Annotated in this window: 30 protein-coding genes; 22 read left to right on the top strand and 8 right to left on the bottom strand. The window is 63.7% G+C overall.

Translation table 11 applies throughout. From position 1 onward, the window contains the following. From CJ010_RS23515 to copK (CJ010_RS23430), 17 genes are all read left to right on the top strand, one after another. The gene (locus CJ010_RS23515) at nt 1-561 is read left to right on the top strand and encodes a DUF2857 domain-containing protein (RefSeq protein WP_010792177.1); all 561 of its coding nucleotides are present in this window, start codon (nt 1-3) and stop codon (nt 559-561) included. Between the two features lie 3 nt (nt 562-564). Next, entirely contained in the window at nt 565-1,749 is a 1,185-nt protein-coding gene (locus CJ010_RS23510; protein WP_141020278.1) for an STY4528 family pathogenicity island replication protein, read from the top strand. 238 nt (nt 1,750-1,987) lie between these two features. After that, complete coding sequence (locus CJ010_RS23505) at nt 1,988-2,740, top strand: OST-HTH/LOTUS domain-containing protein (protein WP_168225014.1); 753 nt, start codon at nt 1,988-1,990, stop codon at nt 2,738-2,740. Nucleotides 2,741-2,928: 188 nt separating this feature from the next. Further along, nucleotides 2,929-3,717 (top strand): PFL_4669 family integrating conjugative element protein, encoded by a 789-nt coding sequence (locus CJ010_RS23500; RefSeq protein WP_033980479.1) that lies wholly within the window; start codon nt 2,929-2,931, stop codon nt 3,715-3,717. Beyond that, nucleotides 3,714-4,262 (top strand): DUF3158 family protein, encoded by a 549-nt coding sequence (locus tag CJ010_RS23495; protein ID WP_141020276.1) that lies wholly within the window; start codon nt 3,714-3,716, stop codon nt 4,260-4,262. The genes CJ010_RS23500 and CJ010_RS23495 overlap by 4 nt, the downstream gene beginning before the upstream one ends. Continuing rightward, nucleotides 4,259-4,642: a single-stranded DNA-binding protein gene (locus CJ010_RS23490; protein ID WP_003141056.1), complete on the top strand. Its 384-nt coding sequence runs from the start codon at nt 4,259-4,261 to the stop codon at nt 4,640-4,642. The genes CJ010_RS23495 and CJ010_RS23490 overlap by 4 nt, the downstream gene beginning before the upstream one ends. Before the next feature lie 294 nt (nt 4,643-4,936). After that, nucleotides 4,937-6,952, top strand: coding sequence for a DNA topoisomerase III (locus CJ010_RS23485; protein ID WP_141020275.1), 2,016 nt, complete (start codon nt 4,937-4,939; stop codon nt 6,950-6,952). A gap of 778 nt (nt 6,953-7,730) precedes the next feature. After that, on the top strand, nt 7,731-7,967 hold the full coding sequence (locus CJ010_RS23475; protein ID WP_013982118.1) for a hypothetical protein: 237 nt from the start codon (nt 7,731-7,733) through the stop codon (nt 7,965-7,967). Nucleotides 7,968-7,992: 25 nt separating this feature from the next. Further along, entirely contained in the window at nt 7,993-8,385 is a 393-nt protein-coding gene (locus CJ010_RS23470) for a hypothetical protein (RefSeq protein ID WP_003141051.1), read from the top strand. Nucleotides 8,386-8,635: 250 nt separating this feature from the next. Then, complete coding sequence (locus CJ010_RS23465) at nt 8,636-9,352, top strand: ABC transporter substrate-binding protein (RefSeq protein WP_141020274.1); 717 nt, start codon at nt 8,636-8,638, stop codon at nt 9,350-9,352. Nucleotides 9,353-9,632: 280 nt separating this feature from the next. Continuing rightward, nucleotides 9,633-10,430, top strand: coding sequence for a GTPase (locus CJ010_RS23460; protein WP_108080543.1), 798 nt, complete (start codon nt 9,633-9,635; stop codon nt 10,428-10,430). 66 nt (nt 10,431-10,496) lie between these two features. After that, complete coding sequence (locus CJ010_RS23455) at nt 10,497-10,862, top strand: DUF3085 domain-containing protein (RefSeq protein WP_108080544.1); 366 nt, start codon at nt 10,497-10,499, stop codon at nt 10,860-10,862. A 344-nt stretch (nt 10,863-11,206) separates the two neighbouring features. After that, nucleotides 11,207-11,758 carry an STY4534 family ICE replication protein gene (locus CJ010_RS23450; protein ID WP_141020273.1) on the top strand — a complete coding sequence of 184 codons (552 nt, stop codon included), beginning with the start codon at nt 11,207-11,209 and terminating at the stop codon, nt 11,756-11,758. A 55-nt stretch (nt 11,759-11,813) separates the two neighbouring features. Further along, nucleotides 11,814-12,425, top strand: a complete 612-nt coding sequence (locus tag CJ010_RS23445) for a DUF3275 family protein (RefSeq protein ID WP_034050582.1) — start codon at nt 11,814-11,816, stop codon at nt 12,423-12,425. 90 nt (nt 12,426-12,515) lie between these two features. Continuing rightward, nucleotides 12,516-13,343, top strand: coding sequence for a DUF932 domain-containing protein (locus tag CJ010_RS23440; protein ID WP_141020272.1), 828 nt, complete (start codon nt 12,516-12,518; stop codon nt 13,341-13,343). A 370-nt stretch (nt 13,344-13,713) separates the two neighbouring features. Continuing rightward, nucleotides 13,714-14,109: a CzcE family metal-binding protein gene (locus CJ010_RS23435; protein ID WP_043742024.1), complete on the top strand. Its 396-nt coding sequence runs from the start codon at nt 13,714-13,716 to the stop codon at nt 14,107-14,109. Nucleotides 14,110-14,221: 112 nt separating this feature from the next. Next, entirely contained in the window at nt 14,222-14,500 is a 279-nt protein-coding gene (gene copK, locus CJ010_RS23430; RefSeq protein ID WP_141020271.1) for a periplasmic Cu(I)/Cu(II)-binding protein CopK, read from the top strand. 2 nt (nt 14,501-14,502) lie between these two features. Here copK (CJ010_RS23430) and CJ010_RS23425 read toward each other — a convergent pair whose 3' ends face one another. Continuing rightward, nucleotides 14,503-15,360 carry an HD-GYP domain-containing protein gene (locus tag CJ010_RS23425; RefSeq protein WP_141020270.1) on the bottom strand — a complete coding sequence of 286 codons (858 nt, stop codon included), beginning with the start codon at nt 15,358-15,360 and terminating at the stop codon, nt 14,503-14,505. Nucleotides 15,361-15,501: 141 nt separating this feature from the next. On the opposite strand from CJ010_RS23425, the gene CJ010_RS23420 reads away from it, so the two are divergent. Further along, a protein-coding gene (locus tag CJ010_RS23420) for an IS3 family transposase (protein WP_141016617.1) occupies nt 15,502-16,589 on the top strand; the annotation gives its coding sequence in 2 pieces (ribosomal slippage) (nt 15,502-15,754 and nt 15,754-16,589; 1,089 coding nt in all). A gap of 537 nt (nt 16,590-17,126) precedes the next feature. Further along, nucleotides 17,127-18,212 (top strand): IS110 family transposase, encoded by a 1,086-nt coding sequence (locus tag CJ010_RS23415; RefSeq protein ID WP_141020269.1) that lies wholly within the window; start codon nt 17,127-17,129, stop codon nt 18,210-18,212. A 612-nt stretch (nt 18,213-18,824) separates the two neighbouring features. On the opposite strand, the gene CJ010_RS23405 is transcribed toward CJ010_RS23415, so the two are convergent. Then, a complete protein-coding gene (locus CJ010_RS23405) occupies nt 18,825-19,079 on the bottom strand; it encodes a hypothetical protein (RefSeq protein WP_141020267.1) in 255 nt (84 codons plus the stop codon). A 156-nt stretch (nt 19,080-19,235) separates the two neighbouring features. After that, nucleotides 19,236-19,526 carry a hypothetical protein gene (locus CJ010_RS23400; RefSeq protein ID WP_043742022.1) on the bottom strand — a complete coding sequence of 97 codons (291 nt, stop codon included), beginning with the start codon at nt 19,524-19,526 and terminating at the stop codon, nt 19,236-19,238. Nucleotides 19,527-20,033: 507 nt separating this feature from the next. Here CJ010_RS23400 and CJ010_RS23395 point away from each other — a divergent pair. The 3 genes from CJ010_RS23395 to copK (CJ010_RS23385) all read left to right on the top strand — a co-directional run bounded on the left by CJ010_RS23395 (nt 20,034) and on the right by copK (CJ010_RS23385) (nt 21,378). Next, a complete protein-coding gene (locus CJ010_RS23395; RefSeq protein ID WP_141020266.1) occupies nt 20,034-20,240 on the top strand; it encodes a hypothetical protein in 207 nt (68 codons plus the stop codon). A 351-nt stretch (nt 20,241-20,591) separates the two neighbouring features. Next, a complete protein-coding gene (locus CJ010_RS23390; RefSeq protein WP_043742024.1) occupies nt 20,592-20,987 on the top strand; it encodes a CzcE family metal-binding protein in 396 nt (131 codons plus the stop codon). Between the two features lie 112 nt (nt 20,988-21,099). Continuing rightward, nucleotides 21,100-21,378, top strand: coding sequence for a periplasmic Cu(I)/Cu(II)-binding protein CopK (gene copK, locus CJ010_RS23385; RefSeq protein ID WP_004265708.1), 279 nt, complete (start codon nt 21,100-21,102; stop codon nt 21,376-21,378). A 223-nt stretch (nt 21,379-21,601) separates the two neighbouring features. Here the strand turns inward: copK (CJ010_RS23385) and CJ010_RS23380 are convergent, their stop codons facing one another. From CJ010_RS23380 to CJ010_RS23360, 5 genes are all read right to left on the bottom strand, one after another. Then, nucleotides 21,602-22,231, bottom strand: coding sequence for an isoprenylcysteine carboxylmethyltransferase family protein (locus tag CJ010_RS23380; protein WP_012586262.1), 630 nt, complete (start codon nt 22,229-22,231; stop codon nt 21,602-21,604). Between the two features lie 17 nt (nt 22,232-22,248). Continuing rightward, nucleotides 22,249-22,503: a DUF2933 domain-containing protein gene (locus tag CJ010_RS23375; RefSeq protein WP_141020265.1), complete on the bottom strand. Its 255-nt coding sequence runs from the start codon at nt 22,501-22,503 to the stop codon at nt 22,249-22,251. 117 nt (nt 22,504-22,620) lie between these two features. Then, nucleotides 22,621-24,969, bottom strand: coding sequence for a heavy metal translocating P-type ATPase (locus CJ010_RS23370; protein ID WP_141020264.1), 2,349 nt, complete (start codon nt 24,967-24,969; stop codon nt 22,621-22,623). Between the two features lie 24 nt (nt 24,970-24,993). Further along, the gene (locus tag CJ010_RS23365; RefSeq protein ID WP_141020263.1) at nt 24,994-25,392 is read right to left on the bottom strand and encodes a c-type cytochrome; all 399 of its coding nucleotides are present in this window, start codon (nt 25,390-25,392) and stop codon (nt 24,994-24,996) included. A 1-nt stretch (nt 25,393) separates the two neighbouring features. Continuing rightward, nucleotides 25,394-25,642, bottom strand: coding sequence for a DUF2933 domain-containing protein (locus CJ010_RS23360; RefSeq protein WP_141020262.1), 249 nt, complete (start codon nt 25,640-25,642; stop codon nt 25,394-25,396). Nucleotides 25,643-25,791: the final 149 nt, after the last annotated feature.

Raw genomic sequence — 25,791 nt, 5'->3', positions numbered from 1 at the left:
ATGTCGGCACCGCACCCGCTCAACCAGGCCGTGATCGCCCAGGCCCTGCATGACCTGCGCAACGGGCAGTTGCGCCGCTGCAAGGCGATGGGCTTCGGCGAGGAGGAGCTGGATGCGCTGAAGCACCCCGAACTCGTGAGCATGCTGGTGAATGCCACGGTGTCGTGGTGCTCGGTGTCGGTGAACCGGGAAGTGTTGAAGCGGCTGCTGAGCCAGGTGCACGACGTGGAGCGGGAGATCGCCACGGTGGACCGCATGCTGCGCCTGGGGGCGAGCACGGAGATGGTCAGCAAGTTCTACGGCCTCACGCATCAAGAAGTGGCGCTGCGCCGCGACATCCTCGGACTGCCCAAGCGCAAGGGCCGGCATCCGGTGCTCGACGAGGCGCAGGACGTGGCCCTGTGGGAACGCTGGAAGGCCGGCATCACGGAGCGGCACATCGCACTGAACGACGACATGGCGATGCTGGCGCTGACCATGGACCTGGCCGAGGCCATGACCCTGCCCATGTCGGTGATCTGGTCGGCGATACGGAACTGGGTCGACCAGGGGCTGGTGTAGGTCATGACGACGGGCGACGCTCCACGGCGTGATGGCCCGGTTGCGCTGTCGGCGTTGTTCGACGAGGCGCTGCGGCACCTTGAGCCGAAGGAACCGGCGCAGGGCACGGCGCCGAGCCAGGACGGTTTTCTCTACAGCGGCAACCGGCACGAGAGCGTGCCGCGCGCGCTGTTCCTCGACCGACGCCTGACGCCGCTGGAGCGCAATGCCTGGCAGGTGTTCCGCCTGCAGCTCAACGACGACGGCGTGACCGCCTTTCCCACCTACGACCAACTCCGCCCCTATCTGGCGTCCATGCCCTGTGCGGCGCAAGCCTCGCACGAGACCGTGGCGCGCGCCTTGACGCTGCTGCGGCTGACGCGCTGGCTCAGCCTGGTGCGGCGGCGGCGCGATCCCAAGACCGGCCGCATCCAGGGGAACCTCTACGTGCTGCACGACGAACCGCTGTCGCCCTTCGAGGCGATGCAGCTCGACCCCGACTATCTGGGCCTGGTGAGCCAAGCGCTCACGCACGCGGCGAAGGCGGTGCAGGTCGTGGGCATGAACACGCTGCGGGAGATCGCCGAAGACCCGCTGCTCAGCGGGCGCACGCTGCCGACCCGCCTGCAGGTGCTCGCGCAGCGCATGGCGCGGCATGGCTGGACGACGCCAGGTTATCCACAGAAGGGTGCGGACCACGAATCCGAAGAAGGCCAGGAAGCCCTGCTTCGGAATGGCGCGCGCCCGTCTTCGGAATCCGAAGCAGGGCCGAAACCCGCGCCGGACGGCTCTCTTCGGATTCCGAAGGAGGACCGTACAGTACGTAATGATCGTATAAATGAAGTACGTACAGTACCGCGCGCGAGGGCCTTGCAGAACCTGCGGCTGCCCGAGCGTTTCCTGCGCTTGAAGGACGAGCAGCAGGCCGGCGCGCTGGTGGCGCTGCAGCAGGTGGACGAGGCGCAGAGGCAGGCCGTTCTCGACGAGTGGGCGGCACGCTGCCACAACAGCGCGGTACGCAACCCGGCCGGCTACCTGTTTGGCATCATCCAGAAGGCGATCCGCGGGGAGTTCAAGGCCTGGGCCGGAGAAAGTGCATCGGCGGCGCCAGCGTCCCCGCCATCGTCACCACCGGCATCCCGTGCGGCTGACCCCGAGGTGGCACGTGCCTACCTGGCACAGCTCCGAGAAGCCTTGCGTGATCGCTGATGTTGACTATCCCCAGGGGATAGCTGGAACAGACACCTTTCCGCCGCGCTCGATTGTCGCCCGCCGAACGACAGGCGAAACTGTCGCCTGTGAATCAGACGAGGACAGCCACGCACGAGCCCGGCCGATGATGGACATGACGACTTCCCCCGTCACAAACGTACTGCAACCACTGCAGCGAGACGTTCAGCGCTTGCTGGGCAGATGCCTGTTGCGCCTTCAACAATACGAGCGCCTCATGAAAGCCATCGTGGCGCACCACGAGATTTCAGGCCCGGCGCATTCGCTGGAGGCCATTCGCACAGCGCGGATCGAAGATGCCGCGACCAAGACCCTGGGCACGTTGGTCGGACAACTGTTTGGTTCGTATGTGGTCACCGATGGAAATGGTGGCAAGGAACGCGACAACGATCTTCCCGGCGACGTGATTTCCTTTCGCACGCGCGTGCAACTGAGCCTGTCTGCGCAGGACTACGCCAAAACCCAGGCCGACCTCAAAGACCTGGTATCGCTGCGCAACACCCTGGTGCACCACTTCATCGACCAGCACGATCTATGGACCGTGGACGGGTGTCGCGCTGCACAGGACGAACTCGGTTCCGCCTACACGCGCATCGATCAACACTTTGAGCAGCTGCGCGGCTGGGCCGAGCACATGGATCAGGCGCGGCGCCTGGCAGCGGAGTTCGTCCAGTCGGATGTGTTCCAAGACCTGGTGGTCAATGGCATCGCGCCGGACGGCACGGTGGACTGGCCGGCCGCCGGCATCGTTCGCGCGCTGCGCGAGGCCGCCGCGCAGTTGGCCGTCGAGGGCTGGACACCCATTGCCGCCGCTGGCCGCTGGATCGCGGACCAGCATCCCGAGCAGCTTCCAGCCAAGTACGGCTGCAGCAGTTGGCGGCAGGTGGTGCACGAGTGCCGCCTGTTCGAGCTTCGCTACCGTGAGGTGGAGGGGCAACGGGCCGCCTGGTACAGACCTCGCGAGGCATAGCCCCGCAACGCGGTCTCACCTCCGCGCGAGCCGCGAACAACTCCGCCGAGCTATCCCCAGGGGATAGCCGGCACACACAGCCTTCCGTGCGGAACAAACCGGGCGCGCATGGGCTGCGGTTTGTTGACTGACAGCCTTCCGGCCGATGCCGATGCTGGCGACTCGCCCCTTCACCGCGAGTCGCTCCCATGGCCAACGAACGCACAGAACCCCTGCAACTGAATCTCGGATCGCTGCGCAGCGCGATGTCGCTGACGCTGCACACGCACCACGCTTCGCGCATCTGGCACGGCCGCGCGCCGACCGAGGGGCGCCCCGGCATCATCGGTCTCAACGGCTTCATCGGCGCCATGAACAAGATGAAGCGCGGCGCCGAGCAGGACGACCCGTACTCGGATTGGTGGATGTTGCGGATCGAGGACAAGCTCGCCGACACCAAGACCCGCCTGCAGACCCTGCGCGAACAGGTCGACCAGGCCCTGGCCGACGTGCCACCGGCGCTGTCGCTGGGCGAGAACATGAATGTGCAGCCGGTGAAGCTGCCGCTGTTCGTGAATGCACAGCTCGGCTTCATGGCGGTGTACCTGCTGGCTGACTACGACGACCTGGCGCGCAAACTCATCCTGGCGCACCACACGGCGCTGATCGACCGCAGCACCTTGGAGCGCTGGCTCAATGATGGCGCGCACGCGCTGCGCAGCCTGTTCTCGCTCGCCCAGCAGTACCGCTACTCGGGCACGACGCGCGACGACTTCGCGGCGAAGAACGCCGCGGCGCGAGCGGCGCTGGAGAAGTTCGGCGAGCTGCCGCAAGACGTGCTGGAAGGCACGCGCCGCTCGCGCTTCGCGCCACCGATCGCGCGGCGGACGACCAAGCCCGGCACGCCGCCTGCTGCGCCCGCCATCGAGCCCGATGCGCCGGCTCACACGGATGGCGCAGCCAATCCAGCGACGGGTAATGAGGGTGCTGACGCATGACGGCATCGCCCCCCATCGGTCACTCCACGCGCTTCGTGGCGCTGGAACAGGCGGACTTCCAGCGGCTGGAACAGGCAGGCTACCTAAAAGGCCTTTTACAGCCTTTTAAGGGTAAGGGGAGTCTGGAGACCTGGGCCAGCCAGTGCGCAGCGCTGCGCGACGACGTGATTGGCCTGGCGCAGCGGCGTGTGCTGCCCCAGGCACGCGCCTACCCCTTCAGCCTGCTCGACGTGCAACTGGCCCAGCAGGCCACTGGCGCAGGGACGACCTTCCTGCGCTGGCGCAACCTCGACCGTTCCTCCATGGGTGTGGCGTTGTGGGAGGCCCTGCTGGCCAACCCCGCGACGCCGGCCTCGCTGATCGACGAGCTGTACGCGATCGAACTGCAGCGCATCGTGCTGAACATGCAGATCAGCCTGATCCACAGCATCGCTCGCCAAGCCCTGGAATGCGCCAGCAAGGCCGCCCAGGCCGAAGCGGCTTACCTGCGGCGTGTCCACGGGCATACCGCGGCCGTTCCACCCACCACCAAGGAGTCACCATGAGCACGCACTTCGTCGGCGAGGGCAACATCGGTTCTGCGCCGGACTACCGCGAATTTCCGAACGGCAACGACGAGCCGCGCCGGCTGCTTCGCCTGAACGTCTACTTCGACAACCCGATCCCGAAGAAGGACGGCGAGTACGAAGATCGCGGCGGCTTCTGGGCGCCCGTGGAGCTGTGGCACCGCGACGCCGAGCACTGGAAGACGCTGTACCAGAAAGGTATGCGGGTGCTGGTCGAGGGCCGCACCGTGCGCGACGAATGGGAGGACGCCGACGAGAACGAGCGCGTGACGTTCAAGGTCGAGGCGCGGCGCGTGGGCATCCTGCCGTACCGCATCGAGTCGGTGGCGCTCAGCACCAAGCCGGCCGGCGGACAGTAATTCGCCCATCGCCGTTCCCCCGAGGGCGACTGTAGCAACCGTCATACGCCCGCGATGCACCAGCGAGCTATCCCCAGGGGATAGCTCCAAGGTCGTCCACGGAGTTCCAGCCGCCCTCCCGAAACGACGCTCTTGCTGCGCCAGCTCCTGCGATCTATGCACACCGCTGCGGCAACGGACCGCCTGCCGATCACAAAGCGGTGTCTGCATCAATCGGCTTCCTTGCTGCCGGCATCTCGTGGCCCCGCCAAGCTGACGCCCATCCGATGAACCGCACATTTCCAAGGAGGCTTCATGCGCGTGTTCCTGTGCGAGAAGCCGTCCCAGGGCAAGGACATCGCCCGTGTGCTGGGTGCCGGTCAACGCGGCAACGGCTGCTACAGCGGCGCGGGTGTCGTCGTGACCTGGTGCATCGGTCATCTGGTGGAAGCGGTTCCGCCCGAAGGCTACGGCGAACAATACAAGCGCTGGGCCATCGAGCAACTGCCCATTCTTCCTGAGCGTTGGCGTGTCGAGCCCAAGGCGGCGACCGCAGCGCAATTCAAGGTCGTGCAGCAGCTCGTCGCCAAGGCGGGCGAGCTGGTGATAGCGACCGACGCCGACCGCGAGGGCGAGATGATCGCCCGCGAGATCATCGACCTATGCGGCTACCGCGGGCCGATTCAGCGCCTGTGGCTGTCGGCGCTCAACGATGCGTCGATCCGCAAAGCGCTGGGTGCGCTCAAGCCGTCCGCCGAGACGCTGCCGCTGTACTTCTCCGCACTCGCCCGATCGCGCGCCGACTGGCTGATCGGGATGAACCTGAGCCGCTTGTTCACACTGCTGGGGCGCCAGGCCGGCTATACCGGCGTGCTGTCGGTGGGGCGCGTGCAGACGCCGACGCTGAAGCTGGTGGTGGATCGTGATCGCGAGATCGCGCGATTCGTCTCCATGCCGTATTGGGCCGTGGATGTGCTGCTATCCCATGCCGGCCAATCCTTCACCGCGAGCTGGATACCGCCCGAAGGCAGTACGGATGCAGCGGGTCGCTGCCTTCAGCAGCCGGTGGCGCAGCAGGCTGCGGATCGCATTCGCGCGGCACGCGATGCGCAGGTCGTGTCGGTGGACACCGAGCGCGTGCGCGAGGCACCGCCGCTGCCGTTCGACCTGGGCACGCTGCAGGAGGTGTGCTCCAAGCAGTTGGGCCTCGACGTGCAGGAGACGCTGGACATTGCCCAGGCGCTGTACGAGACGCACAAGGCGACAACGTATCCGCGCTCGGATTCGGGCTACCTGCCCGAGAGCATGCTGGCTGAGGTACCGACCGTACTCGACGGCCTGGTCAAGACCGACCCCAGCTTGCGGCCGCTGATCGAGCGCCTGGATCGCCAACAGCGTTCGCGTGCATGGAACGACGGCAAGGTGTCGGCTCACCACGGCATCATCCCGACGCTGGAGCCCACCAACCTATCGGCCATGAACGAGAAGGAACTCGCCGTCTACCGGCTGATCCGCGCCCATTACCTCGCGCAGTTCCTCCCGCACCATGAGTTCGACCGGACGGTAGCGCAGTTCTCGTGCAGCAGTCAGTCGCTGGCGGCCGTGGGCAAGCAGATCGCCGTCACCGGCTGGCGCGAGGTGCTGGCGACGCCAGGGCCGGACGATGCCGATGGCGAGGATGCGCAGCGCAGCCAGGTGCTGCCCGCCCTGCATGCGGGCTTGTCCTGCCCGGTCGGCAAGGTGGATCTCAAGGCGCTGAAGACGCTGCCGCCCAAGCCCTACACGCAGGGCGAGCTGATCAAGGCCATGAAGACCGTCGCCAAGTTCGTGACCGACCCGCGGCTGAAACAGAAGCTGCGAGATACCACCGGCATTGGCACCGAGGCGACACGCGCCAACATCATCAACGGTCTGATCGGTCGCGGCTACCTGGTCAAGAAAGGCCGCGCCGTCCGCGCTTCCAACGCGGCATTCACGCTCATCGACGCGGTGCCCTCGGCCATCGCCGACCCCGGCACCACGGCGGTGTGGGAGCAGGCGCTCGACATGATCGAGGCCGGCCAGATGGCGCTGGACACCTTCATCGAGAAGCAGTCCGTGTGGGTCGGCCAGCTCGTGCAGCAGTACCGCGGCGCAACGCTCTCGCTCAAGCTGCCGCCGGCGCCGGCCTGCCCGCAGTGCGGCGCACCGATGCAGCAGCGCACGGGCAAAAGCGGCGCGTTCTGGTCCTGCTCGCGCTACCCGGACTGCAAGGGCACGTTGCCGATCGAGTCCCCGACGGGCCGGCGCAGCGCACCGCGCAAGCGGCGCGCTGCCTCCAAGGCGTCCTGATCCTCGCTTCCCCCTGCCGCGCCGGCCCTTCACTGGCGGCGAGGCAAACGTCCCGCACCGCGCGGGACTCCAAAGCGCGCGTCTCCTTCTGCAACGGTGTGCGCGCCCCGTCTGCCCACCATCGGGCGACGGGGCGAGAAGGTCATTGCTCCACGAATCGCGCCCGCCGCCATTCCCTTGATCGGTGTGCCTTGCCTCGGCCACGAGGGGCTTCCTGACGCCTTGCCGCCGCGCGAGCCGTGAGGAGGCCCCTTGGGCCGAGGGTATTCCGTGCCGGTGCCCGCCGGCGGAACAACGGGCTCCCTTTGTGTGTGGATGCACGCCAGAGGTTTCCGGCCCCAGCCACGAAACGGGCCGGGTGCGATTGCTGACGCAGCGAACGGCTTTGACGACGGCCTGCGCTGACGCAGCCCACAGGTGGTTTTCCTTCCTCTCCAGCCGAAGGCCCGCGTGGCCTTCGGCGCCCTGGTCCTTGCCTTGTCCCGTGACGCGGGCCTGCCCTAAAGCGGGCCGTCCGCGATTCGGTTTTCCCTGCGACGGCAGCCATGCCTCGCGCCCATCCTCACGCCATGCGTTGCTGACAGTCGTCAGCGGCATGCCCTGGCAGTCTCGGTCTTCAAGACTGCAACGCGGTTCGCCGCGTTGACCGATCCAGTCCGCTTCGCATCGCCCACCGCGGACGCTCGCCGGCCTGGCGACGATGCACTTTTCTCAACCACCCGAGGGGAACCCCATCCCCTGCGGGATGCGTGCTCCCCGACCCACCAAGGAGCACGGCATGTCTGAACCTTCCGCATCTTCCTCTGCAACCGCAGTGCGCAGTGGTGCGCTGGCGCTGGCCTGGACCGGCAAGCGTTTGCCGCTACAGGTGCTGCGCAGCGCGGCCGGCCACTACATCGGCACGCAAGACGACGAAGGCCCGGTATCGCGGGAGTCCGTCGAGTATTTCCCGAACCACCTCGCAGCACAGCGCGCCCTGGATACCCATGCCTGGACACAGCGCGCTCACCCCTGATTCCCACCCTTCAAGGAGTTCTCTCATGAATCTGTCTTTACCCGAAGACGTGCTCGATCAGATGGCGCTGGAACAGGCGCACTTCGACGCTGCACCGCAGGCCTTCTTCGAGGCCTGGAAGCGCGGCGCGCAGATCGCCGGCCACGAGTGGTTCGGCGACGGCACACGCGAAGGTCTGCAGCGTGCCACCACTAAGTGGGACCTGCGGCCCAACATGCTGATGCTCAACGACGCCTTGGGCGTGCTGAGCAGCGGTCAACGCATGTTCCTGTCCGCGATGGTGAGCTTCTACAACTCCCGCGAGGGCGGCGCGATGCTCAAGCGTTGCGGCTTCGAGGGGCTGTCCGACTTCGGCGGCCTCGATCTGGAACGGCGCCAGGTCATCGCCGACCTCACGCTGCACTACAACGGCTGGTGAGCCGCGCCTGGCAACCCACCGTCTTTTCATCCCACCCCACGAGGGACATGCGTCCCCGTTCGGGGCTATGTCCCTCCTTCCTTTCGCAGGAGCGGCCATGTCCCGAATCAGCATCTTCCACTGAACTGCACCGCCCGCCATCAGGGCGGCCCGATGCCGCGGCCGGCTGACCGGCTGCCACTTCATCCACCTACTGGGGTTCAATCCCCGGCAGGGGATTGCCTCGGCCATCCTCTGCTGGAGGAATCCCATGTCTCATTCCAAAAACCCCTTCGTCCGCGGCTACGATGGCCTGTCCGTGCAGCGGCTGCTGGCGATTTCCTACGACGACGACTGCCCGCTGAGCTATCTGCCGCTGCACGTCTCGCAGTCGCACCTGCCGGACAGCCAGGTCGAGCGCCATGCCTGCGTCTTCTGCGACGACTTCGCGCTGATCACCGAGGGCCAGAACGTGCCGCCCGAGCTGGACGCGCAGTGCCCCAGCCACGGCATCGCCCGAAACCTCGTCTACGCCGTCATGGCCGAAGAAGCCGGCCAGCCGCTGCACGTCAGCGATACCTACTCCGAGGAAGCCGCGCGCGAGGTGGTACGCCGCCTGCGCTTCGAGACCGGGTTCTACAGCCGTGCTTGGGAAATCAGTTCGGCGCACATCACCGAGGAGGCCGGCCGCTATCTGGCCAACCTGGCGGACATCGCCACGCCTAGCGGTTTTCTGTTCGTCGCCTTCCGCATCCCGTACAGCCCAGCGATCGGTGTGAAGCTGATCGCCACCCCCTGGACGGATGCGAACCTGCAGCTTGTCGAGGACATTACTGCTGAAGAGCTGCGGCAGGAGCACTGGACCAGGGGCATGCCGGAGTCCCTCATGGAGGTATTGCACCTAGCTGCGCTCGCCGACGTTCGCATGCTGGTGTTCGATGCCGATGCGCCGGTGCTGGACGGATTGCCCTTGTATGACGACGAGTAGCACCTTCGAGCCCCATCCGGGGCTCTTCCTTTCATGGAAGGCGGTAACGACGTGTTGCCGATTTCCGGACGACGGACGTCCACGCGTGTCGCACGCTTCCCGCATGTTCGCTGGCGTTGCCCGCAGCATGCCCAGGCAGTCGAGACCTTCGAGACTGCGGTGCGGTTCGCCGCGCTGGTCGTTTCTTTCGCCGGACGCATGCCGCGTCCATCCACCTCACCCTCAAGGGACATACCTCCCTTGCGGGCGGGAGTCCCTTGGTTGCCACAAGGAGTCTCCCATGGATACCCAAGCCATCCGCGCACAGATGCCGACGCTCGTTAGCGGCCATGTGCCTTCCAACGTCCGCACCTTCAAGTTCAACATCTTCGACGGCCAGCCCAAGGTTTCGACGCTGGGCTTCCACATCGATCCCAAGCCCTTCGAGGGCAAGGTCATCGCCACCACCGACGAGGCCATCGTCGTCAAGACGGGGCGCGCTGAGTTCGCGGTGCTCGACCGGGCGCTCGTGACCGAGGTGCCCGACGAAGGCGCCAAGGTACAGGTCGAACCCTACGCCAGACGCCGCTTCGACGGCCTGCGCGCGGACACGCCCGAGGAAGAAACCGCATTCACTGCCGACGGCAAGCCGTACACGGTGCAGCGGTTCGTGCTCGGTTCCGCACCGGCGAAGCTGCCGATCCCCGAGCCCCGCTGCCCCGAGCTGCAGGAGCTGGTCGACCAACTTGAGCAGTTGCCCGCTCCCGATGGTTTCCGGCGCATCACCCACATGCTGGTGGATGCCGGTGCGCGGGACATCACCTGGGTCGATCCGGCGCCCGCCGACATCATCCGCACGCCGCCGGCCATCGGCTTTACCGTCGCCACGATGAAGTTCCAGGGTCGCGTCACCGTGCTGTATGAGCGTGGCCTCGACCTCTACGCGGTGGAGCTGCACCGCGACGGCGAGTTGATCGAACGGGTCGATGAGGTGTTCTTCGACACCCTCGGCGAGACGCTGGAACGGCTGATCGACGACGGGAGCTGGAGACGCATCCGCGTGCAGTGCCTGTCGGGTCGCAAGGCTGTCCGGCACTGACCTCCCAGCAGCTTCCCGCCCTCGCGGCGGGAAGCCTCTCTTTCTGCCTCCCTGGAGATCACACCCATGACTGTTCGATTCAAAGGCACGGAGCTGCGGCCCGTGCTCGCCGAAGCGGTGGCGAATCAATGCCGCGTCATCCTGGTCAAGGATCAGGGCGTGTACTTCCTGGCCGAACGCGGCGAGCGCCGGCTCGATGGTCGCCAGAAGACCATCGCCTATGCCGCCGGCTGCAACCCGGATGTCGATGCCTTCGACGACTGGTGGGAGTTGGCGCGCGCCGCGTTCGGCGGCGATGACTTTGGCGAGTTCTTCGATCCGCAGGAGGGCGTGTTTGCGCGCATCCTGCACAGCGAGGATGACCTCGACGTGTCCGCCACCGCGACACACCTGTCGCTGCAGGCGGTTCCTTCCACGCCCAGCGGTAACTGACCGCCCATCCCTGGCCCCCGCTCCCGGGGGCCTCTTTCTTCACGGCAATGCGGACAGCCGCGAGTGCCGATTGCCGCTCGCATGCGCACCGTCCTGGCGCCACGCTTCCGGCCATGTTCCGCTGACGTCCGTCAGCGACATGCCCAGGCAGCCACGATCTTCAAGGCTGCGACGCGGTTCCGACCGCGTTGATCACACCAGTTCGCACCGGCATCCATGCGCGAACAGCCATTGGTTCTCGATGGCGATGCCACCAAGCTGTTCCATCAACCCACGCGGGGGTTCCACACCTTCCCCGCCTGGGTCGGGTGTGTCTCCGCCTCATTGTTCCCAGGAGATTCACCATGACCACTTCCACCGAAAAATCCTACTTCGATCTGCACATCACCGGCCTCGGGTATCTCAATCGCATCCGCGAAGTGAAGCCCAAGAAAGGCGATGCGTTCCTGGCCTGCGACATCGCGGCCCTGAACGGTCCCAGCGATGACGTCTCGTACGTGCGTTTCGACACGCGCGTATCGGGATCGGAAGCGCAGCACCTGGTGCGCCGCTGCATTCAGGCGGTCGACGCCGAGAAGAAGGTGATGATCGGCTTCCGCCTGGGCGACCTGTGGACCGACACCTTCACCTACTCCAAGGGCAAGCGTGCCGGCGAGCAGGGTGTGAGCCTCAAGGCCCGCCTGCTGTTCGTCAGTTGGATCAAGGTCGACGGCAAGCTCGTCTACAAGGCCGAACCCAAGCCGACCGAGACCGACGAGCGGGACCCGGAAGTCCCTGTGACGTCCGACGCGCCCGCCGCGCAGCAAGCCTCGGCACTGGAGCCTTCCAAGCCCGTCGCCGATGCTGCCGACGACGCTGCCGATGCCCCCGCATTGGCCGTTGCCGAGTCGTTCTGATCCGCAAGGCCCCATCCCCGGGGCCTTGTCTTCTCTTCGTCAGCAGGAGACCTTCATGATCACCATCCCCGGCCAACTGGCCATCAAGACCATCCACGGCAGGAACGGCGACTTCAACGTCGGCCGCCTGGCGACCTCGATCGGCGAGTTCGTCGTGAAGAACGCCGAACTCGATCAGTACCGCGAGGGCAAGTATGACGGTGATTTCGTCATCGCCGAGATCCGTCCCTCCACGTACAACGCCAACGGTCGCATGGTCATCGAAATCCGCGCCCATCTGGGCGGGATGACGCTGTCCAACATCGACGCCCTGAGCCGCGACGAAGTCCGCCGGCTGAGTCCGCAGGAAGTCGATCCGATCGACGAGGAAGCGCAGACGCCCGCGCCGGCCGCGCCCAAGGTGCCGGCCAAGCCGAAGTCCCGCAACCCGCGCGATCCCCTGGTCGACACCACGCCGTTCGGCAGCGAGCCGGCCGCCGCATTCTCCGAGGCCTCGGCCGAGGCGGACGACGCGGCGCTGTTCGGTGCGCTCTGGCCGCTGGGCGAGATCGTCAAGCTCGACGCCACCGTCGATCGCCGCGTCCTGCGTCAGCAGCGCGACCGTCTTGGTGCATTGGGCTACGAGTTCGCTCCGCTGTCCCAGGACTGGCATCTCGCCCAAGGCTGATTCCAACCGCCGCGTCAGCGGCGTTCCACCACCCGCCGGGGCTCATCCCCGGTGGGGCGGGGCTCCGGTCTCTTATCCAAGGAGATCATAATGCAACTCGCGTCCCGCTTCGCCCATCGCTCCCCGGTGCTGCGGTCGAATCACCCGTTGTCGGATGACCAGATCCGCACCGTCGCACCCTCCATCTTCGCGGACACCCCGCACGAAAGCCGATCCGAGCGGTACAGCTACATCCCAACGGCGGCTGTGCTGACCGAACTGCGCAAGGAGGGCTTCCAGCCATTCATGGTGTGCCAGCCCCGCGTGCGCCAGGAGGACCGCCGCGACTACACCAAGCACATGCTGCGCCTTCGCCACGCAAGTCAGATCAACGGCGCCGAGGTGAACGAGATCATCCTGCTCAACTCGCACGACGGCACCAGCAGCTACCAGATGCTGGCCGGCATGTTCCGCTTCGTCTGCCAGAACGGTCTGGTGTGCGGCGACACTTTCGCCGACGTGCGCGTACCCCACAAGGGCAATGTCACCGACCACGTGATCGAGGGTGCCTACGAGGTGCTGCATGGATTCGAGCAGGTGCAGGATTCTCGCGACGCCATGCGTGCCATCACGCTCGACGATGGCGAGGCCGAGATCTTCGCCAGATCGGCCCTGGTCCTCAAGTACGACGAACCTGGCAAGACCCTGCCGATCACGGAAAGCCAGGTCCTGCACCCCCGTCGCTTCGACGACAACCTTGCGGACCTGTGGTCCACGTTCAACCGGGTCCAGGAGAACATCGTCAAAGGCGGCCTGACTGGCCGCAGTGCCAACGGGCGCCAGCAGCGCACCCGGCATGTCCAGGGCATCGACCAGAACGTCCGGCTCAACCGGGCACTCTGGCTGCTCGCGGAAGGCCTGCGCAAGCTGAAAGCCTGACCCCCAAGCGGATCGTGCCCGTCGCGGCAAGATCCGCTCGTTTTCTTTGCCGATTTGCGGGGTGGGCTCACGGTCTCAAAACGACCCAATCCAGCCGTCGGGCTCTTCGTGGTGCGAACGGCAAGTAACCGAGTGAAGCCGTCACCTCGCATGACATGTTGGGGGACGTGAAATTGGTGCTTCGTTCACGCGTCTGCCGTTCGGTCAAGGCCTTGGACTGACGAAACCCGGCCCGCCAACCCTGACCGTACCCTTTCATTCTTATGACTTAAACGTAATTGCAGGGTCACTGCCCTGTCAGTCGCTGGCTCCTATGATCGAGTCCATGGTTGCTCAAGCATGAGCAGCCAATCTGGACAAGGAGCCCATCATGAAAAAGTCGATCATCGCCGTTCTCGCCGTCTCGGCCATCAGCACCCTTGGATCTTCCGCTGCGTTCGCACACGAGGACTATTCCGAGGGCGGTGCGCTGCACTGGCTCGAGCATGTCCAGGCACGCGCTTCGAGCCCGACTGAGCGAGAGCTGGCCACATATGGCTACGCGAGCAACGCCACGCCCTCCCGCACCGTGATCGTCAATGCGGACACGCGCTACATCAACGTCACGCGGCTCGAGACGGTTGCCCTGAAGGTCGGTGACAAGACGATCAACTGGACCTTCGACACCCTCGGCACAAACAGCTTTCCGCTTTCGAAGGTGGTCCAAGGGGGCGACAAGGTGACTGTCTATCTCGAAGAAAGCCCCCTTTACCGCAGCGGCTCCTGATAGCACCAAGCTTCCCCAGGAACCAAGGCGGGTAAGGCATCGGGCAATCTTCTATGGAAGAGGCCTGATGCAATGTTCAGCAATTATTTGTAGTTGATTCAAGGAGACGAGCATGTTGAAGAAAGCACTGATGGTCGCGGCACTTGGGATTGCCACCACATCGGCCTTCGCGGTCGATGTCGAGCGGGTCGAAAAGTCCATTCCCCTGAAAGATGGTTCGACTGTCTACATATTCAAGGACGGGAAAATGGGGATGGAGGACAAGCTGGGACGTGCGGTGAGGATGAAGCAAGGCGAGGTCATGGAGACCAAGGATGGTCAGAAGATCATGATGCACGGCGACGAGGTCATGCGCCTCGACAGCGTTCTCCACAAGGATCACCGTAACTAAAGCTACCGGGTGATCGATTTCCGAAACGGCTCCTGCGGAGCCGTTTCTTTTTTGAAGCAGCGAAGCCACAAGGGGCGGATTGCGCGGTGCAGGTCGGCCTCGGTTGCCCGGGCTACCTCGCCATGCAATGAGAGAGCAATCCGATTGAAGGCGTTGACCACATCCGCATCAAAATGCTGCATGGCCTCTCGCTCAAGAATTGCGAGTGCCTCCGAGGGCGAAATCGCCGCCTTGTAGGGCCGAGCCGAGACCAGGGCGTCAAACACGTCCACAACCGCGAATATGCGTGCATGGAGCGATATTTCCTCGCCAGCAAGGCGGTCGGGATACCCCTTCCCGTCAATCCGCTCGTGATGATGACGAATGACCTCCGCTGCGCCCTCAAGCCAATGAATCCCGGCAATGATCTCGAGACCCATCAAGGTATGGGTCTTCATCACTTCGAACTCCTCAGCGGAAAGCCGCCCCGGCTTCTGGAGAATATGATCCGGAATGCCAATCTTTCCAACGTCGTGCAAGAAGGCACCGATGACGAGATGCGGGATCTCGTTCGGGGATACCCCCATCTCCTCCGCAAGCGCCGCTGCGTAGAGCGTGACCCGATAATTGTGGGCGTCCGTGTCGATGTCGCGCTTGGCGATTGACTTTCCCAACGCATGTACGAGGGAGAAGTTTGCATTCATGAGACGGTCGGACAAGGCCGTCGCATGCCCGAACATTGAGAGTAAAAGTGGGTACAAGGCGACCCCGGTCGCAAGCGCCGATACCGCTGCCATCAAGACCCCATTGCGGATCTGTTCCCGCTGATGCAACAGGACTTCCGGGGCGAGACGATAGAAACCCTCAATGTAGCCGACCAATCGGCCGTCGCCGCCTGCCAGTGGCAGAACCACCTGAATCAGGCCGTCCTGCGCTACGCTTATCCAGGTGCGACGGTAATCCCCCCGGCAAATAGGGGCGCTCAGAAGTAGAATTTTCTCGGATCGAGGGAGTTCTACAAGATGAAGACATCGAGGTTTTCAGACAGCCAGATCATCGCTGTGCTCAAGCAGGCGGAGGCTGGCAAGCCGGTTCCGGAGCTGTGCCGGGAGCACGGCATCAGCTCGGCGACGTTCTACAAGTGGCGGGCCAGGTTTGGTGGCATGGATGCGTCGCTGATGGCGCGGCTCAAGGAGCTCGAAGTGGAGAACGCTCGGCTCAAGAAGATGTATGCAGAAGAACGGCTCAAGGCGGAGATCGTGAAGGAGGCCCTCGAAAAAAAGTGGTGAAGCCATCTCGCCGGCGTGAGATGGCTTACCAGGCCGTGCAGCAGCGCGGCGCGAGCATACGCGTGGCGTGTGCGGCATTCGGGATCAGCGAAACCTGCTACCACTACCAGGCAAAGTGCTCGGCCGAGAATGCCGAGATCGCCGATCACTTGATCCGCCTGACCCACAACCAGCGCAACTGGGGCTTTGGCCTGTGCTTCTTGTACCTGCGAAACGTGAAGGGCTACCGCTGGAATCACAAGCGGGTGTATCGGATCTATCGCGAGCTCGAGCTCAATCTGCGCATCAAGCCGCGAAAGCGGATCGTGCGCGAGAAACCCGAACCGCTGGCGGTACCCAAGGCGATCAATCAGTGCTGGTCGATGGACTTCATGCACGATCAGCTGGCCGATGGGCGCAGTTTCCGACTGCTCAACATCATCGATGACTTCAACCGCGAAGCGCTCGCCATGGACATCGATCTGTCCTTGCCCGCCGAGCGGGTCGTGCGCGCGCTCGAACAGGTGATCGAATGGCGAGGCAAGCCAACGGCGATCCGCAGCGACAACGGACCGGAATATGTCGGCAAGACGCTGACCGAGTGGGCACAGAAGAACGGTGTTCAGCTCAATCACATCCAGCCCGGAAAGCCGCAGCAAAATGCCTACGTCGAGCGCTTTAACCGCACCGTACGCTACGACTGGCTCGGTCACTACCTGTTCGAGTCGATCGATGAGGTCCAGGATTACGCCACCCGCTGGCTCTGGCTCTACAATCACGAGCGCCCCAACATGGCCTTGGGCGGTATCACCCCAAAGCAGCGGCTGGCCATCGCCGCATAGCTCTACTTCTGGCTGCCCCTGAAAATGGGGGGATTACCCGACGACTTTCCCCCATCGGCGGCCATGTGGGTCGGGAAGGTAAGGTCGTCGTCGCGATGCGGTTCGAAGACTCGTCCCAGACCTCGTAAGCCCAATTTCCGCTTTGGTCGAACACGCGAATGCCGATGAAGTGACTGCCGTCGAGGAGGTCCCGCAAGTGCTTGTGCCCGGACTCTCCGGGCGACATTGCCTGCATTGCCGGTGACACAAAATGAGCGGCCGCCGCCTCAGCCGTCTCCAGCGCCGCCTGTTCCGCACGGCGTGCCTCGAACATGAAGGCAGCAGCCCCCGCCAGCAAGCAGATGACGAGCACTGCTGCGCCGAGCCGGCGGGCGAGGAGCCAACGCATCTGTTGTGCGGAATTGGGTAGCGGGTCCGTCACGCGCACTTCAAGGGCGCCTTTGTTGATGGGATGGACTCCCCCTCCTTTTCGGCGCCCAATTGGCGCCACCGGTGCTCATGGGGATGGGGATCGGTCTTCAGAAGGAGGAGTCCGTCATGGATGCTACTACCGTTGCCGTCGACTTGGCCAAGAGCGTCTTTCAACTCGCCGTCGCCGATTCTTCCTGGCGCGTGATCGAGAATCATCGGCTCACCCGAATCCAGTTCGAGCGCTGGTTCGCCAACCGCAATGTCTCGCTCGTCATCATCGAGGCCTGCGGTTCGGCGCATCACTGGGCACGCTGGCTCAATTCGCTCGGCATCGAGGTGCGGCTGCTGCCCGCAGCCTATATCCGCGCCTATGTCCGGCGTAACAAGACCGATGCGGCCGATGCCCGCGCCTTGCTCGAAGCGGCCCGCACGGCCGATATCGATCCGGTGCGCGTGAAGTCGGTCGAACAGCAGGCGCTGCAGGGGCTGCACCGGATTCGCTCGCTGTGGATGAGTACCCGCACTTCGCGCATCAACGCGCTGCGCGGCTTCTGCCGGGAGTTCGGCCTGAGCATCCCGCAAGGTGCGCGCACCGGTGTGGAGGCGATCAGCCGGGTGCTGGCCGATCCGCGTTCGCCAGTGCCGGCGCTCATTCGCGAAACCATGCGATTGCTGATCGAGGAGATCCGTTTGCTCGAACAGCGCATCGCGCAACTGGAGCGCGAATTCACCGCGCTGGTGCGGCAGAGTCCGGCGTGCACACAACTGATGTCGGTGCCGGGCATTGGCTTGCTGACCGCCACCGCGATGGTGGCCGCTACCGGCGGCGACGTGACCCACTTCAGGGATGCCCGCCATTTCGCGAGTTGGTTCGGACTGACCCCGAAGGAATATTCCTCGGGCAGCACCCGCAAGCTCGGCCGTATCTCGAAACGGGGCGATCGCTATTTGAGGATGCTGCTCACCCATGGCGCCCGCGCGGTGCTGAGGGCCGCAGCGCTGGCCCGCGACGCGAGCCGCCCCCTGGACGGCCTGCGCACCTGGGCGACCGAGGTGCAGCGCCGCAGCAATCACAACAAGGCCGCCTGCGCGCTCGCCAACAAGCTTGCCCGCATCTGCTACGCGGTCCTGCGCGACCACGCGGCCTACGGCAATCCGCAGCCGCGCCCCAACAAGAAGCTCGAACGCACCGCCTTCGCCATCGCCGCCTGATCGATCCACCCTTACTCCTCACCCTTGCGCCGAGACTGATCGCTCATCATGGCAAACCGGGTCACACCCACGCGACAGAACGCCGATAACTCTTCCGGCTCTCCTGCAGCCGCTTGTACCGATTGGCGCTTCGCGGGCAGATTCAATGTCGGCACGGGTCATTCAGAACCCACCACAGATGCCGGATATACGACTGCAGGTGATTCACCCCGGAAAGTCAAAAACACGGTCTGTCTTGATTTACGGGGGAGTCCATATAGGAGGGTTAGATGAAATTTCGGCAGAACCGTGGAACCACAACACCGTTACATGCGCGAAAAATGGCTACTCATTCTTGATCAGAATCGCCTTGACGGTGTCGATAGGTCCACCTCCCGCCATATGCCGGCCCGCGCGGGCCTCCACCGAGCCACCGCGGCAACCGTGGTTGCATGTCATGGCCCATCGCTTCATCAATACAGACCGGCAATAGCTGAACGGTATCGTCTTGATGTCGCATCCAACCGCCGCAGTAAGCAGACGGCAAGTGCAACGATCACCGTGTACATCAGAAATGCGTGGAGTCACAGCAACAAACGCCCCCCCGAATGTGCCACGCCACTTTGCACGGGGTCATTTCCCGTCCCGCGGGTGGTAGTGCTTGGGCTTGGCTTTCGCGGCCATGCCGTCATCGCCCTTGGCCTCCGCAGCTTTCGGCCGCACGCCGACTTTCTCCTGTACGTGGGAATGCCGCTTGGCGTCCGTCGAGTCAGCCTTTTCGACTTGTTCGGATTTGGCTTGGGACTCTTCCTCCGCAGTCGCCGCGATGGAATTGAACGAGAGCATGGCAAACGCCGCCAGGACCGCAAGAAGGGATTTCGATTTCATGGCATTTCTCCAATGAGCCGCAAAGAGTGACGGCAGGAACGTTGCGAGGGGATTCGTACAGAATTCTCTCGATGAATGTCCGTCTTAACGAGACCACGACCATGGTCTTTCGTATCTGTCAGATACCGTCGGGCCGGGATCGGTAGGCCGGGCACGCTACTTGAAGGTGAAGGATTTTCTTACCGCCTCACGCTGGAATCCGATGACGCACGCAGTCATCGACGCCCAACTGTCCAGACCGATTCGGCCAGCTGCGTTGATGAATCCAATGGTTTCGCCACGCAGGAGGGCGTCAAAGTCGGACTCGACCTGCGCGAGAAGCGCACGGGCAGAACGCATGCTCTCTTCGGTGAGCCGCTCACAGCACCCCAAGACAAGATTGGAGTGTTGCATGATCGCGTCAAACTGCTGTTGGCCAGTGATTATCATTTGATCTGCTGTGAGCATCTTCCTCTCCCTCTTTCGCGTCGCCCGCGTCCTTCAGCTAGTTTCAGAACGCTACGATGGGAAAAGTATAGTATTGTCACGCTGACGCGAGCATATCCGTGCGATTACATTGACGTAATCTACGAGTCACGAAAGCTATCAGTTTGAACGGGGCAGATCAGTCGAGCTAACCAATCAGCTGAAGTCGTGCAAGCAGATGCGTCCATCGGCAAACGCTAACAGGTCGATCATGCCTGCCCGCGGATTCATCGCCATCCCGTTGCTCGGCCTGCCGAGCCGGAGCGAGGGGTATGGAGGTCCGCACTCGGCCGCCTTGTCCTGACGAGTGTTGCATCGACCAGCAGGAACATTTCGTCGGTGCAAGCTACAGCTTCGGCATAATCAAGGTTCTTGGCTCGTGGCAGAACGCAAAGGTCGATCCGGTCGTCGGCAGTGCCCAGACCAACAAGCTGTGGAGCATCGGCGCCCAGATCGACGTTGGCCCCTCGAGCCACAGCTCGATCGGATATGCGAAGGCGGACGTCGGGCGGCGACGGCAAGGGCTATATCATCGCCTATGAGCACTCCCTGTCGAAGCGCACCCACCTCTACGCGGGGTACGTCCACGTCTTCAACGGTGATACGACGACGCGGTTCAACTTCCGCGAGAATCTGGCCATCACCGCCGGTAAGTCGGTGTCCACCGTCGAGTTTGGTGTGAGCCACATGTTCTGAGTTCCCTCGCCTGAACGATGCGGTCGTCGCAGCGACTGCATCGTTCAGCCCCACGGCAGCTCCACGCAGCCGCCGTGGGCGCATCCTCGGCCGGGTCGTGCATGGGGTCGTGAAGGTGCTCAAGGGCGAATGCTGGTCGCTCAGTGGCCCGCCGACTGAAGTCGGCCGGTCGGAAGGAGGCGCCGTCGAGGGTTGATATTCCGACTCATCCAACCCTGATAATCGGATTACATCATCATGACCGAGCTGTAATTGCCGGGTCACCGACCTGTCAGTAGTCGGCTCCTATGATGGGGTCCATGGTTACTCAAGCACGAGCAGCCAATCTGGACAACCGGACAAGGAGCCATCATGAAAAAGTCGATCATCGCCGTCCTCGCCGTCTCGGCCATCAGCACCCTTGGATCTTCCGCTGCGTTCGCACACGAGGACTATTCCGAGGGCGGTGCGCTGCACTGGCTCGAGCATGTCCAGGCACGCGCTTCGAGCCCGACTGAGCGAGAGCTGGCCACATATGGCTACGCGAGCAACGCCACGCCCTCCCGCACCGTGATCGTCAATGCGGACACGCGCTACATCAACGTCACGCGGCTCGAGACGGTTGCCCTGAAGGTCGGTGACAAGACGATCAACTGGACCTTCGACACCCTCGGCACAAACAGCTTTCCGCTTTCGAAGGTGGTCCAAGGGGGCGACAAGGTGACTGTCTATCTCGAAGAAAGCCCCCTTTACCGCAGCGGCTCCTGATAGCACCAAGCTTCCCCAGGAACCAAGGCGGGTAAGGCATCGGGCAATCTTCTATGGAAGAGGCCTGATGCAATGTTCAGCAATTATTTGTAGTTGATTCAAGGAGACGAGCATGTTGAAGAAAGCACTGATGGTCGCGGCACTTGGGATTGCCACCACATCGGCCTTCGCGGTCGATGTCGAGCGGGTCGAAAAGTCCATCCCCATGAAGGATGGCTCGACGGTCTACATCTTCAAGGATGGGAAAATGGGCATGGAGGACAAGATGGGCCGTGCGGTGAGGATGAAACACGGCGAAGTGATGGAGACCAAGGATGGACAGAAGATCATGATGCACGGCGACGAGGTCATGCGTCTCGACAGCATCCTTCGCCACGACACCCGTAACTGATTCGCACGTTTCAGGATGAACTTGCCCCCGGTGTCGATCCCGGGGGCTTTTCTGTCGACCTTTTTCAGGATCGGCGGGTTTGATTGATCAAACTCACTCTGCCCCGCGCGCATGCATGGTGCCCCAAACTCAAAGGCGCCTTGCTTGCAGGCAATGAGGAATCTGCGCGTCGGCATCTCCCTCTACTTCGCAAGCGGCGCTCTGGACCAAACGATCCGTCGAACTACCGCAGGCGAGGAATGAACGCCGGCGTGCGGTCGCGGTATGAGCGATAGGCATCACCGAATGCCTCGATCGCATCGAGTTCTTCCCGGCGGGCGAGCCTGGCGTACACGATCAACAGAACCGGGAACATGATCAGCGTGATCAAGGTCGGCCATTGCAGCAAAAAGCCGAACATGACCAGAACGAAAGCGACGTATTGCGGGTGTCGAATGCGTGCGTACGGGCCACTGTCGGCGACGCGGCGGGTGCGCTGAGCCTCGAGGAGTACGGGCCAGGCCTTTGCCAAGAGCCAGAAGCCACCGACGATGAACACCGTGCTCAAGAGGTGAAACGGGCCGAAGTGCGGGTTACTGCTCCATCCGAACATCACCTCCAAGAGGTGCCCCGAGTCGTGGGCAAAAAAATCGATTCCCGGAAATTTCGAAGACAGCCACCCCGAGAGCAGGTAGATCGTCAACGGAAAGCCGTACATCTCGGTGAAGAGCGCGAGGATGAAGGCCGAGTAAGCGCCCAAGGATCGCCAGTCCTGGCTTGTGCGGGGACGCGTGAAGCTGAATGCGAAGGCGATGAAGAACAGCGAGTTGATGATAACCAGTGACCACAAGCCGTAACTCGACGTCTCACTCATCTCGATCTCCCGTGGCATCACGCATCATGGTTACCTTGGTCTTCAGCCGGCGTTCGTTTTCTCTTGTGGCCGTGATCGCGATGCATGAAGACGTGCATCAGGGGGCACGCAAGCAAGATGAGCCACGGTAGGTAGCCGAGCACATGGAGCCGGTGCTCGGCGATAAGGAGAACGGCCGCCAGTACGACGAAGACCGGAAATACGCGGCGAACCCTTAAGTTCGATTCAGCCCGACCGGATGGACGGGGCTCGGCTTCCGTCTCGGCTTTCATGAGACAGCTCCTTGTGCGCAAACATCGACACGCTGACGCCGGCATGCCTCCCAACGAACGAAGTACCCGTCACGCAGTTCGTCTGCCCAGCTTTCCGTGCGGGCGGATTGAGGTCGATCAGATCCTTTTCCGTCCGAGGCGCAACGCGTTGCCGACCACGGACGCCGAACTGAAGCTCATCGCCAGGGCGGCAATCAGCGGTGAAAGAAGCAGCCCGAACGCTGGATAGAGCACCCCGGCTGCGATCGGCACACCCGCTGCGTTGTACAGGAAGGCGAACACGAGGTTCTGGTGCATGTTGCGCACGGTGGCGACGGAGATGCTGCGTGCGGTGGCGATGCCCCGGAGATCACCCTTGACCAAAGTCAGATGGGCACTGTTCATCGCGACGTCGGTCCCCGTGCCCATCGCGATACCCACATTCGCGCGCGCGAGCGCCGGCGCGTCGTTGATGCCGTCGCCGGCCATGGCGACGATGTGCCCCTCGGCCTGCAGTTTGCCGACGAGCTCATTCTTGTCGGCGGGCTTCACTTCGCCATAGACCTCGTCGATGCCCAGGCGGGCACCGACCGCACGCGCCGTGGTGAGCCCATCGCCCGTGGCCATGATGATCCTGAGCCCGCTCGCGCGCAGCGCATCGAGCGCTTCCGGGGTCGAAGCCTTGATCGGGTCGGCAACGGCGATGAGGCCGACGAGCACGCCGTCTGCGGCGAGGTACATCACGCTTGCGCCCTCCAAGCGCAAAGCCTCGGCGCGCTCCGCGAGCCCGCGCCAATCGATGCGCTCATCGTCCATCAGGGCGGTGTTCCCCAGAACCACACGTTGGCCATCGACTGTACCGCGCACGCCGATGCCGGAAGAGGATTCGAAGGTGTCCGGTGTGCTGAGCGCCAGACCGCGCGCGCGGGCCTCGGTCACGATGGCCTGGGCGAGTGGGTGCTCGCTGCCCTGATCGAGGCTGGCTGCGATGCGAAGCACGTCGGCCTCCGTCCCGCCCGGCGCCGACACCACGCTGTGGAAGGCGGGGCGCCCTTCGGTCAGCGTGCCGGTCTTGTCCACGATCAGGGTGTCGACCTTGCGCAGCGACTCGATCGCCGCCGCATCGCGAAACAGCACGCCCTGGGTGGCGGCCTTGCCAGTCGCCACCATCACCGACATCGGCGTGGCTAGGCCCAGTGCGCAGGGGCAGGCGATGATCAGCACCGCCACCGCGTTGATGAGGCCGTAGGCCCAGCTCGGCTGGGGTCCGAAGAGCCCCCACACCACGAAAGTCGTAAGGGCGATGAGCACGACGACGATGACGAACCAGCCCGCGACGACATCCGCCAGGCGTTGCATCGGCGCGCGCGAGCGCTGGGCCTGCGCGACCATCTGCACGATCTGCGACAGCATGGTCTGTGAGCCGATTTTCTCGGCGATCATGACCAGCGCCCCGCTGGTGTTGAGCGTCGCGCCGATCACCTTGTCGCCGGGGCGCTTGGTCACCGGGATCGGCTCGCCGGTCAGCATCGATTCATCGACCGCGCTCTCGCCTTCGGCAACGGAACCGTCGACCGGCACCTTTTCACCCGGACGAATGCGCAGCCGGTCGCCAGGATGGACGTGGGTCAGCGGGATATCCTCTTCAGTGCCATCCGCGCGAATGCGCCGCGCGGTCTTGGGCGCGAGGCCGAGCAGCGCCTTGATCGCGGCGCCCGTCTCCGATCGCGCCTTGAGCTCCAGCACCTGGCCCAAGAGCGTCAGCGAGATGATCACCGCTGCTGCCTCGAAGTACACCGCGACGTGTTCGCCCATGCGGAAAGAGGCCGGAAACACCTCCGGCGCAACCGTGGCGACGACGCTATACACATAGGCTGCCCCCGTCCCCAGCCCGATCAAGGTCCACATGTTCGGGCTGCGGTTGCCGATCGATTGGGCGCAGCGCACGAAGAACGGCCAACCGGACCAGAGCACGACCGGTGTCGCCAGGGCCAGCTCGACCCAGGGCCGCGCCGCACCCAGCATCGCATCGAAGAACCCACCAGACATGGCGATCGCGGTGACGATCACCGTCAGCGGCAGGGTCCACCAGAAGCGGCGGCGGAAATCGACGAGCTCGGGATTGTCCTCATCCTCAAGACCCGGCATCACCGGCTCGAGTGTCATACCGCATTTCGGGCAGGTGCCCGGTCCAATCTGGCGGATCTCCGGATGCATCGGGCAGGTGTACTCCGTGCCGGGCACCGGTGCGGGTTCCGTTGAAGGCTGACTTGTCTCCGGTGCCAGATACCGCGCCGGATCAGTCTCGAACTTGCCTTGGCACTTCGCACTGCAGAACCGGTATTCGTGTCCGGCGTGAATGACCCGATACGGAGAGTCGGGCTTTACCGTCATGCCGCAGACCGGATCGGTGTCATTGCCTGTCGATGCATGATCGTGGCGATGAGTGTGGCCGGAATGGCCACCCTGCGAATGTTCGTGGGTCATGATGCTTCTCCCCGGCGTTTGTTGTTATCGAATGCCGACCTTGCGCTGTTCACCACGGATGAATGCCGTGACATGAGCGACCTCGTCCGACGTCAGGCCGGGAACAGGTGCCATGTCGCCGAACTGCCAGTGGTGGGCGCGCACACCGTTCGCTACCGCCAACTGAAAGGCGATATCGGCGTGATGACTGGGTTCGTAGACCTTATGGAGCATGGGCGGCCCCTTGTCCGAGCCCTTGAGGTCGGTCCCATGGCAAGCGGCACAGTGCTGTGCGTAGAGTCCCTTTCCTTGCGCCGGATTGGGCATCAGCCCCGGAGAGGGCTGCGGGATCTTCCAGCCTTGCGCCGCTGCGCTCGAAATCAAGACGCCCGAAAGCGCCGCAATGACGACGCCACGGCCTAGGCACGCCTCTGTCATCGGCATCTCAGCGCTTCTCCGAGTCGGTGTCGTTACTGTGGTGCCCGCCGTGATGTCCGCCATGGCCAAACAAGTGCATCAGGGGACACAGCAACAGGATCAGATACACCCAGTTGCCCGACACATGCGCCCAGTGTTCGCGCAGCAGGAAGAACAGTGCGATCGCCGCCAGCATCAGGCCAGCGATGACGCCGGGGGAGCGATACCAGGCGACAGATCGAGGGTGTCCAGGATCATGAGCAGGCTTCGTGTTCATGGCTTCATACCTTGCGGGTCGGCGAACGGTGAACGGCTGCGGGCGGCTTCGAGCAGCACGGCGAGACCGGGGCATCCCGGTGGGCCCGCTCGTTCTCTCCACACCAATTCCTGAAGGATTGCCAGAGGGATTTCAGCCAGGCAAGCATC

It is taken from the genome of Azoarcus sp. DD4 (assembly GCF_006496635.1).
GTDB lineage: Bacteria > Pseudomonadota > Gammaproteobacteria > Burkholderiales > Rhodocyclaceae > Azoarcus.
The sequence above is the reverse complement of the archived record's forward strand: the minus strand, read 5'-3'. Positions and strand labels throughout refer to the sequence as shown.

Bases quoted from the DNA above. Each gene is read 5' to 3' on its own strand.
- CJ010_RS23515 (WP_010792177.1), top strand. From the start codon at position 1: ATGTCGGCACCGCACCCGCTCAACCAGGCCGTGATCGCCCAGGCCCTG.
- CJ010_RS23510 (WP_141020278.1), top strand. From the start codon at position 565: ATGACGACGGGCGACGCTCCACGGCGTGATGGCCCGGTTGCGCTGTCG.
- CJ010_RS23505 (WP_168225014.1), top strand. From the start codon at position 1,988: ATGAAAGCCATCGTGGCGCACCACGAGATTTCAGGCCCGGCGCATTCG.
- CJ010_RS23500 (WP_033980479.1), top strand. From the start codon at position 2,929: ATGGCCAACGAACGCACAGAACCCCTGCAACTGAATCTCGGATCGCTG.
- CJ010_RS23495 (WP_141020276.1), top strand. From the start codon at position 3,714: ATGACGGCATCGCCCCCCATCGGTCACTCCACGCGCTTCGTGGCGCTG.
- CJ010_RS23490 (WP_003141056.1), top strand. From the start codon at position 4,259: ATGAGCACGCACTTCGTCGGCGAGGGCAACATCGGTTCTGCGCCGGAC.
- CJ010_RS23485 (WP_141020275.1), top strand. From the start codon at position 4,937: ATGCGCGTGTTCCTGTGCGAGAAGCCGTCCCAGGGCAAGGACATCGCC.
- CJ010_RS23475 (WP_013982118.1), top strand. From the start codon at position 7,731: ATGTCTGAACCTTCCGCATCTTCCTCTGCAACCGCAGTGCGCAGTGGT.
- CJ010_RS23470 (WP_003141051.1), top strand. From the start codon at position 7,993: ATGAATCTGTCTTTACCCGAAGACGTGCTCGATCAGATGGCGCTGGAA.
- CJ010_RS23465 (WP_141020274.1), top strand. From the start codon at position 8,636: ATGTCTCATTCCAAAAACCCCTTCGTCCGCGGCTACGATGGCCTGTCC.
- CJ010_RS23460 (WP_108080543.1), top strand. From the start codon at position 9,633: ATGGATACCCAAGCCATCCGCGCACAGATGCCGACGCTCGTTAGCGGC.
- CJ010_RS23455 (WP_108080544.1), top strand. From the start codon at position 10,497: ATGACTGTTCGATTCAAAGGCACGGAGCTGCGGCCCGTGCTCGCCGAA.
- CJ010_RS23450 (WP_141020273.1), top strand. From the start codon at position 11,207: ATGACCACTTCCACCGAAAAATCCTACTTCGATCTGCACATCACCGGC.
- CJ010_RS23445 (WP_034050582.1), top strand. From the start codon at position 11,814: ATGATCACCATCCCCGGCCAACTGGCCATCAAGACCATCCACGGCAGG.
- CJ010_RS23440 (WP_141020272.1), top strand. From the start codon at position 12,516: ATGCAACTCGCGTCCCGCTTCGCCCATCGCTCCCCGGTGCTGCGGTCG.
- CJ010_RS23435 (WP_043742024.1), top strand. From the start codon at position 13,714: ATGAAAAAGTCGATCATCGCCGTTCTCGCCGTCTCGGCCATCAGCACC.
- copK (WP_141020271.1), top strand. From the start codon at position 14,222: ATGTTGAAGAAAGCACTGATGGTCGCGGCACTTGGGATTGCCACCACA.
- CJ010_RS23415 (WP_141020269.1), top strand. From the start codon at position 17,127: ATGGATGCTACTACCGTTGCCGTCGACTTGGCCAAGAGCGTCTTTCAA.
- CJ010_RS23405 (WP_141020267.1), bottom strand. From the start codon at position 19,079: ATGAAATCGAAATCCCTTCTTGCGGTCCTGGCGGCGTTTGCCATGCTC.
- CJ010_RS23400 (WP_043742022.1), bottom strand. From the start codon at position 19,526: ATGCTCACAGCAGATCAAATGATAATCACTGGCCAACAGCAGTTTGAC.
- CJ010_RS23395 (WP_141020266.1), top strand. From the start codon at position 20,034: ATGCGAAGGCGGACGTCGGGCGGCGACGGCAAGGGCTATATCATCGCC.
- CJ010_RS23390 (WP_043742024.1), top strand. From the start codon at position 20,592: ATGAAAAAGTCGATCATCGCCGTCCTCGCCGTCTCGGCCATCAGCACC.
- copK (WP_004265708.1), top strand. From the start codon at position 21,100: ATGTTGAAGAAAGCACTGATGGTCGCGGCACTTGGGATTGCCACCACA.
- CJ010_RS23380 (WP_012586262.1), bottom strand. From the start codon at position 22,231: ATGAGTGAGACGTCGAGTTACGGCTTGTGGTCACTGGTTATCATCAAC.
- CJ010_RS23375 (WP_141020265.1), bottom strand. From the start codon at position 22,503: ATGAAAGCCGAGACGGAAGCCGAGCCCCGTCCATCCGGTCGGGCTGAA.
- CJ010_RS23370 (WP_141020264.1), bottom strand. From the start codon at position 24,969: ATGACCCACGAACATTCGCAGGGTGGCCATTCCGGCCACACTCATCGC.
- CJ010_RS23365 (WP_141020263.1), bottom strand. From the start codon at position 25,392: ATGCCGATGACAGAGGCGTGCCTAGGCCGTGGCGTCGTCATTGCGGCG.
- CJ010_RS23360 (WP_141020262.1), bottom strand. From the start codon at position 25,642: ATGAACACGAAGCCTGCTCATGATCCTGGACACCCTCGATCTGTCGCC.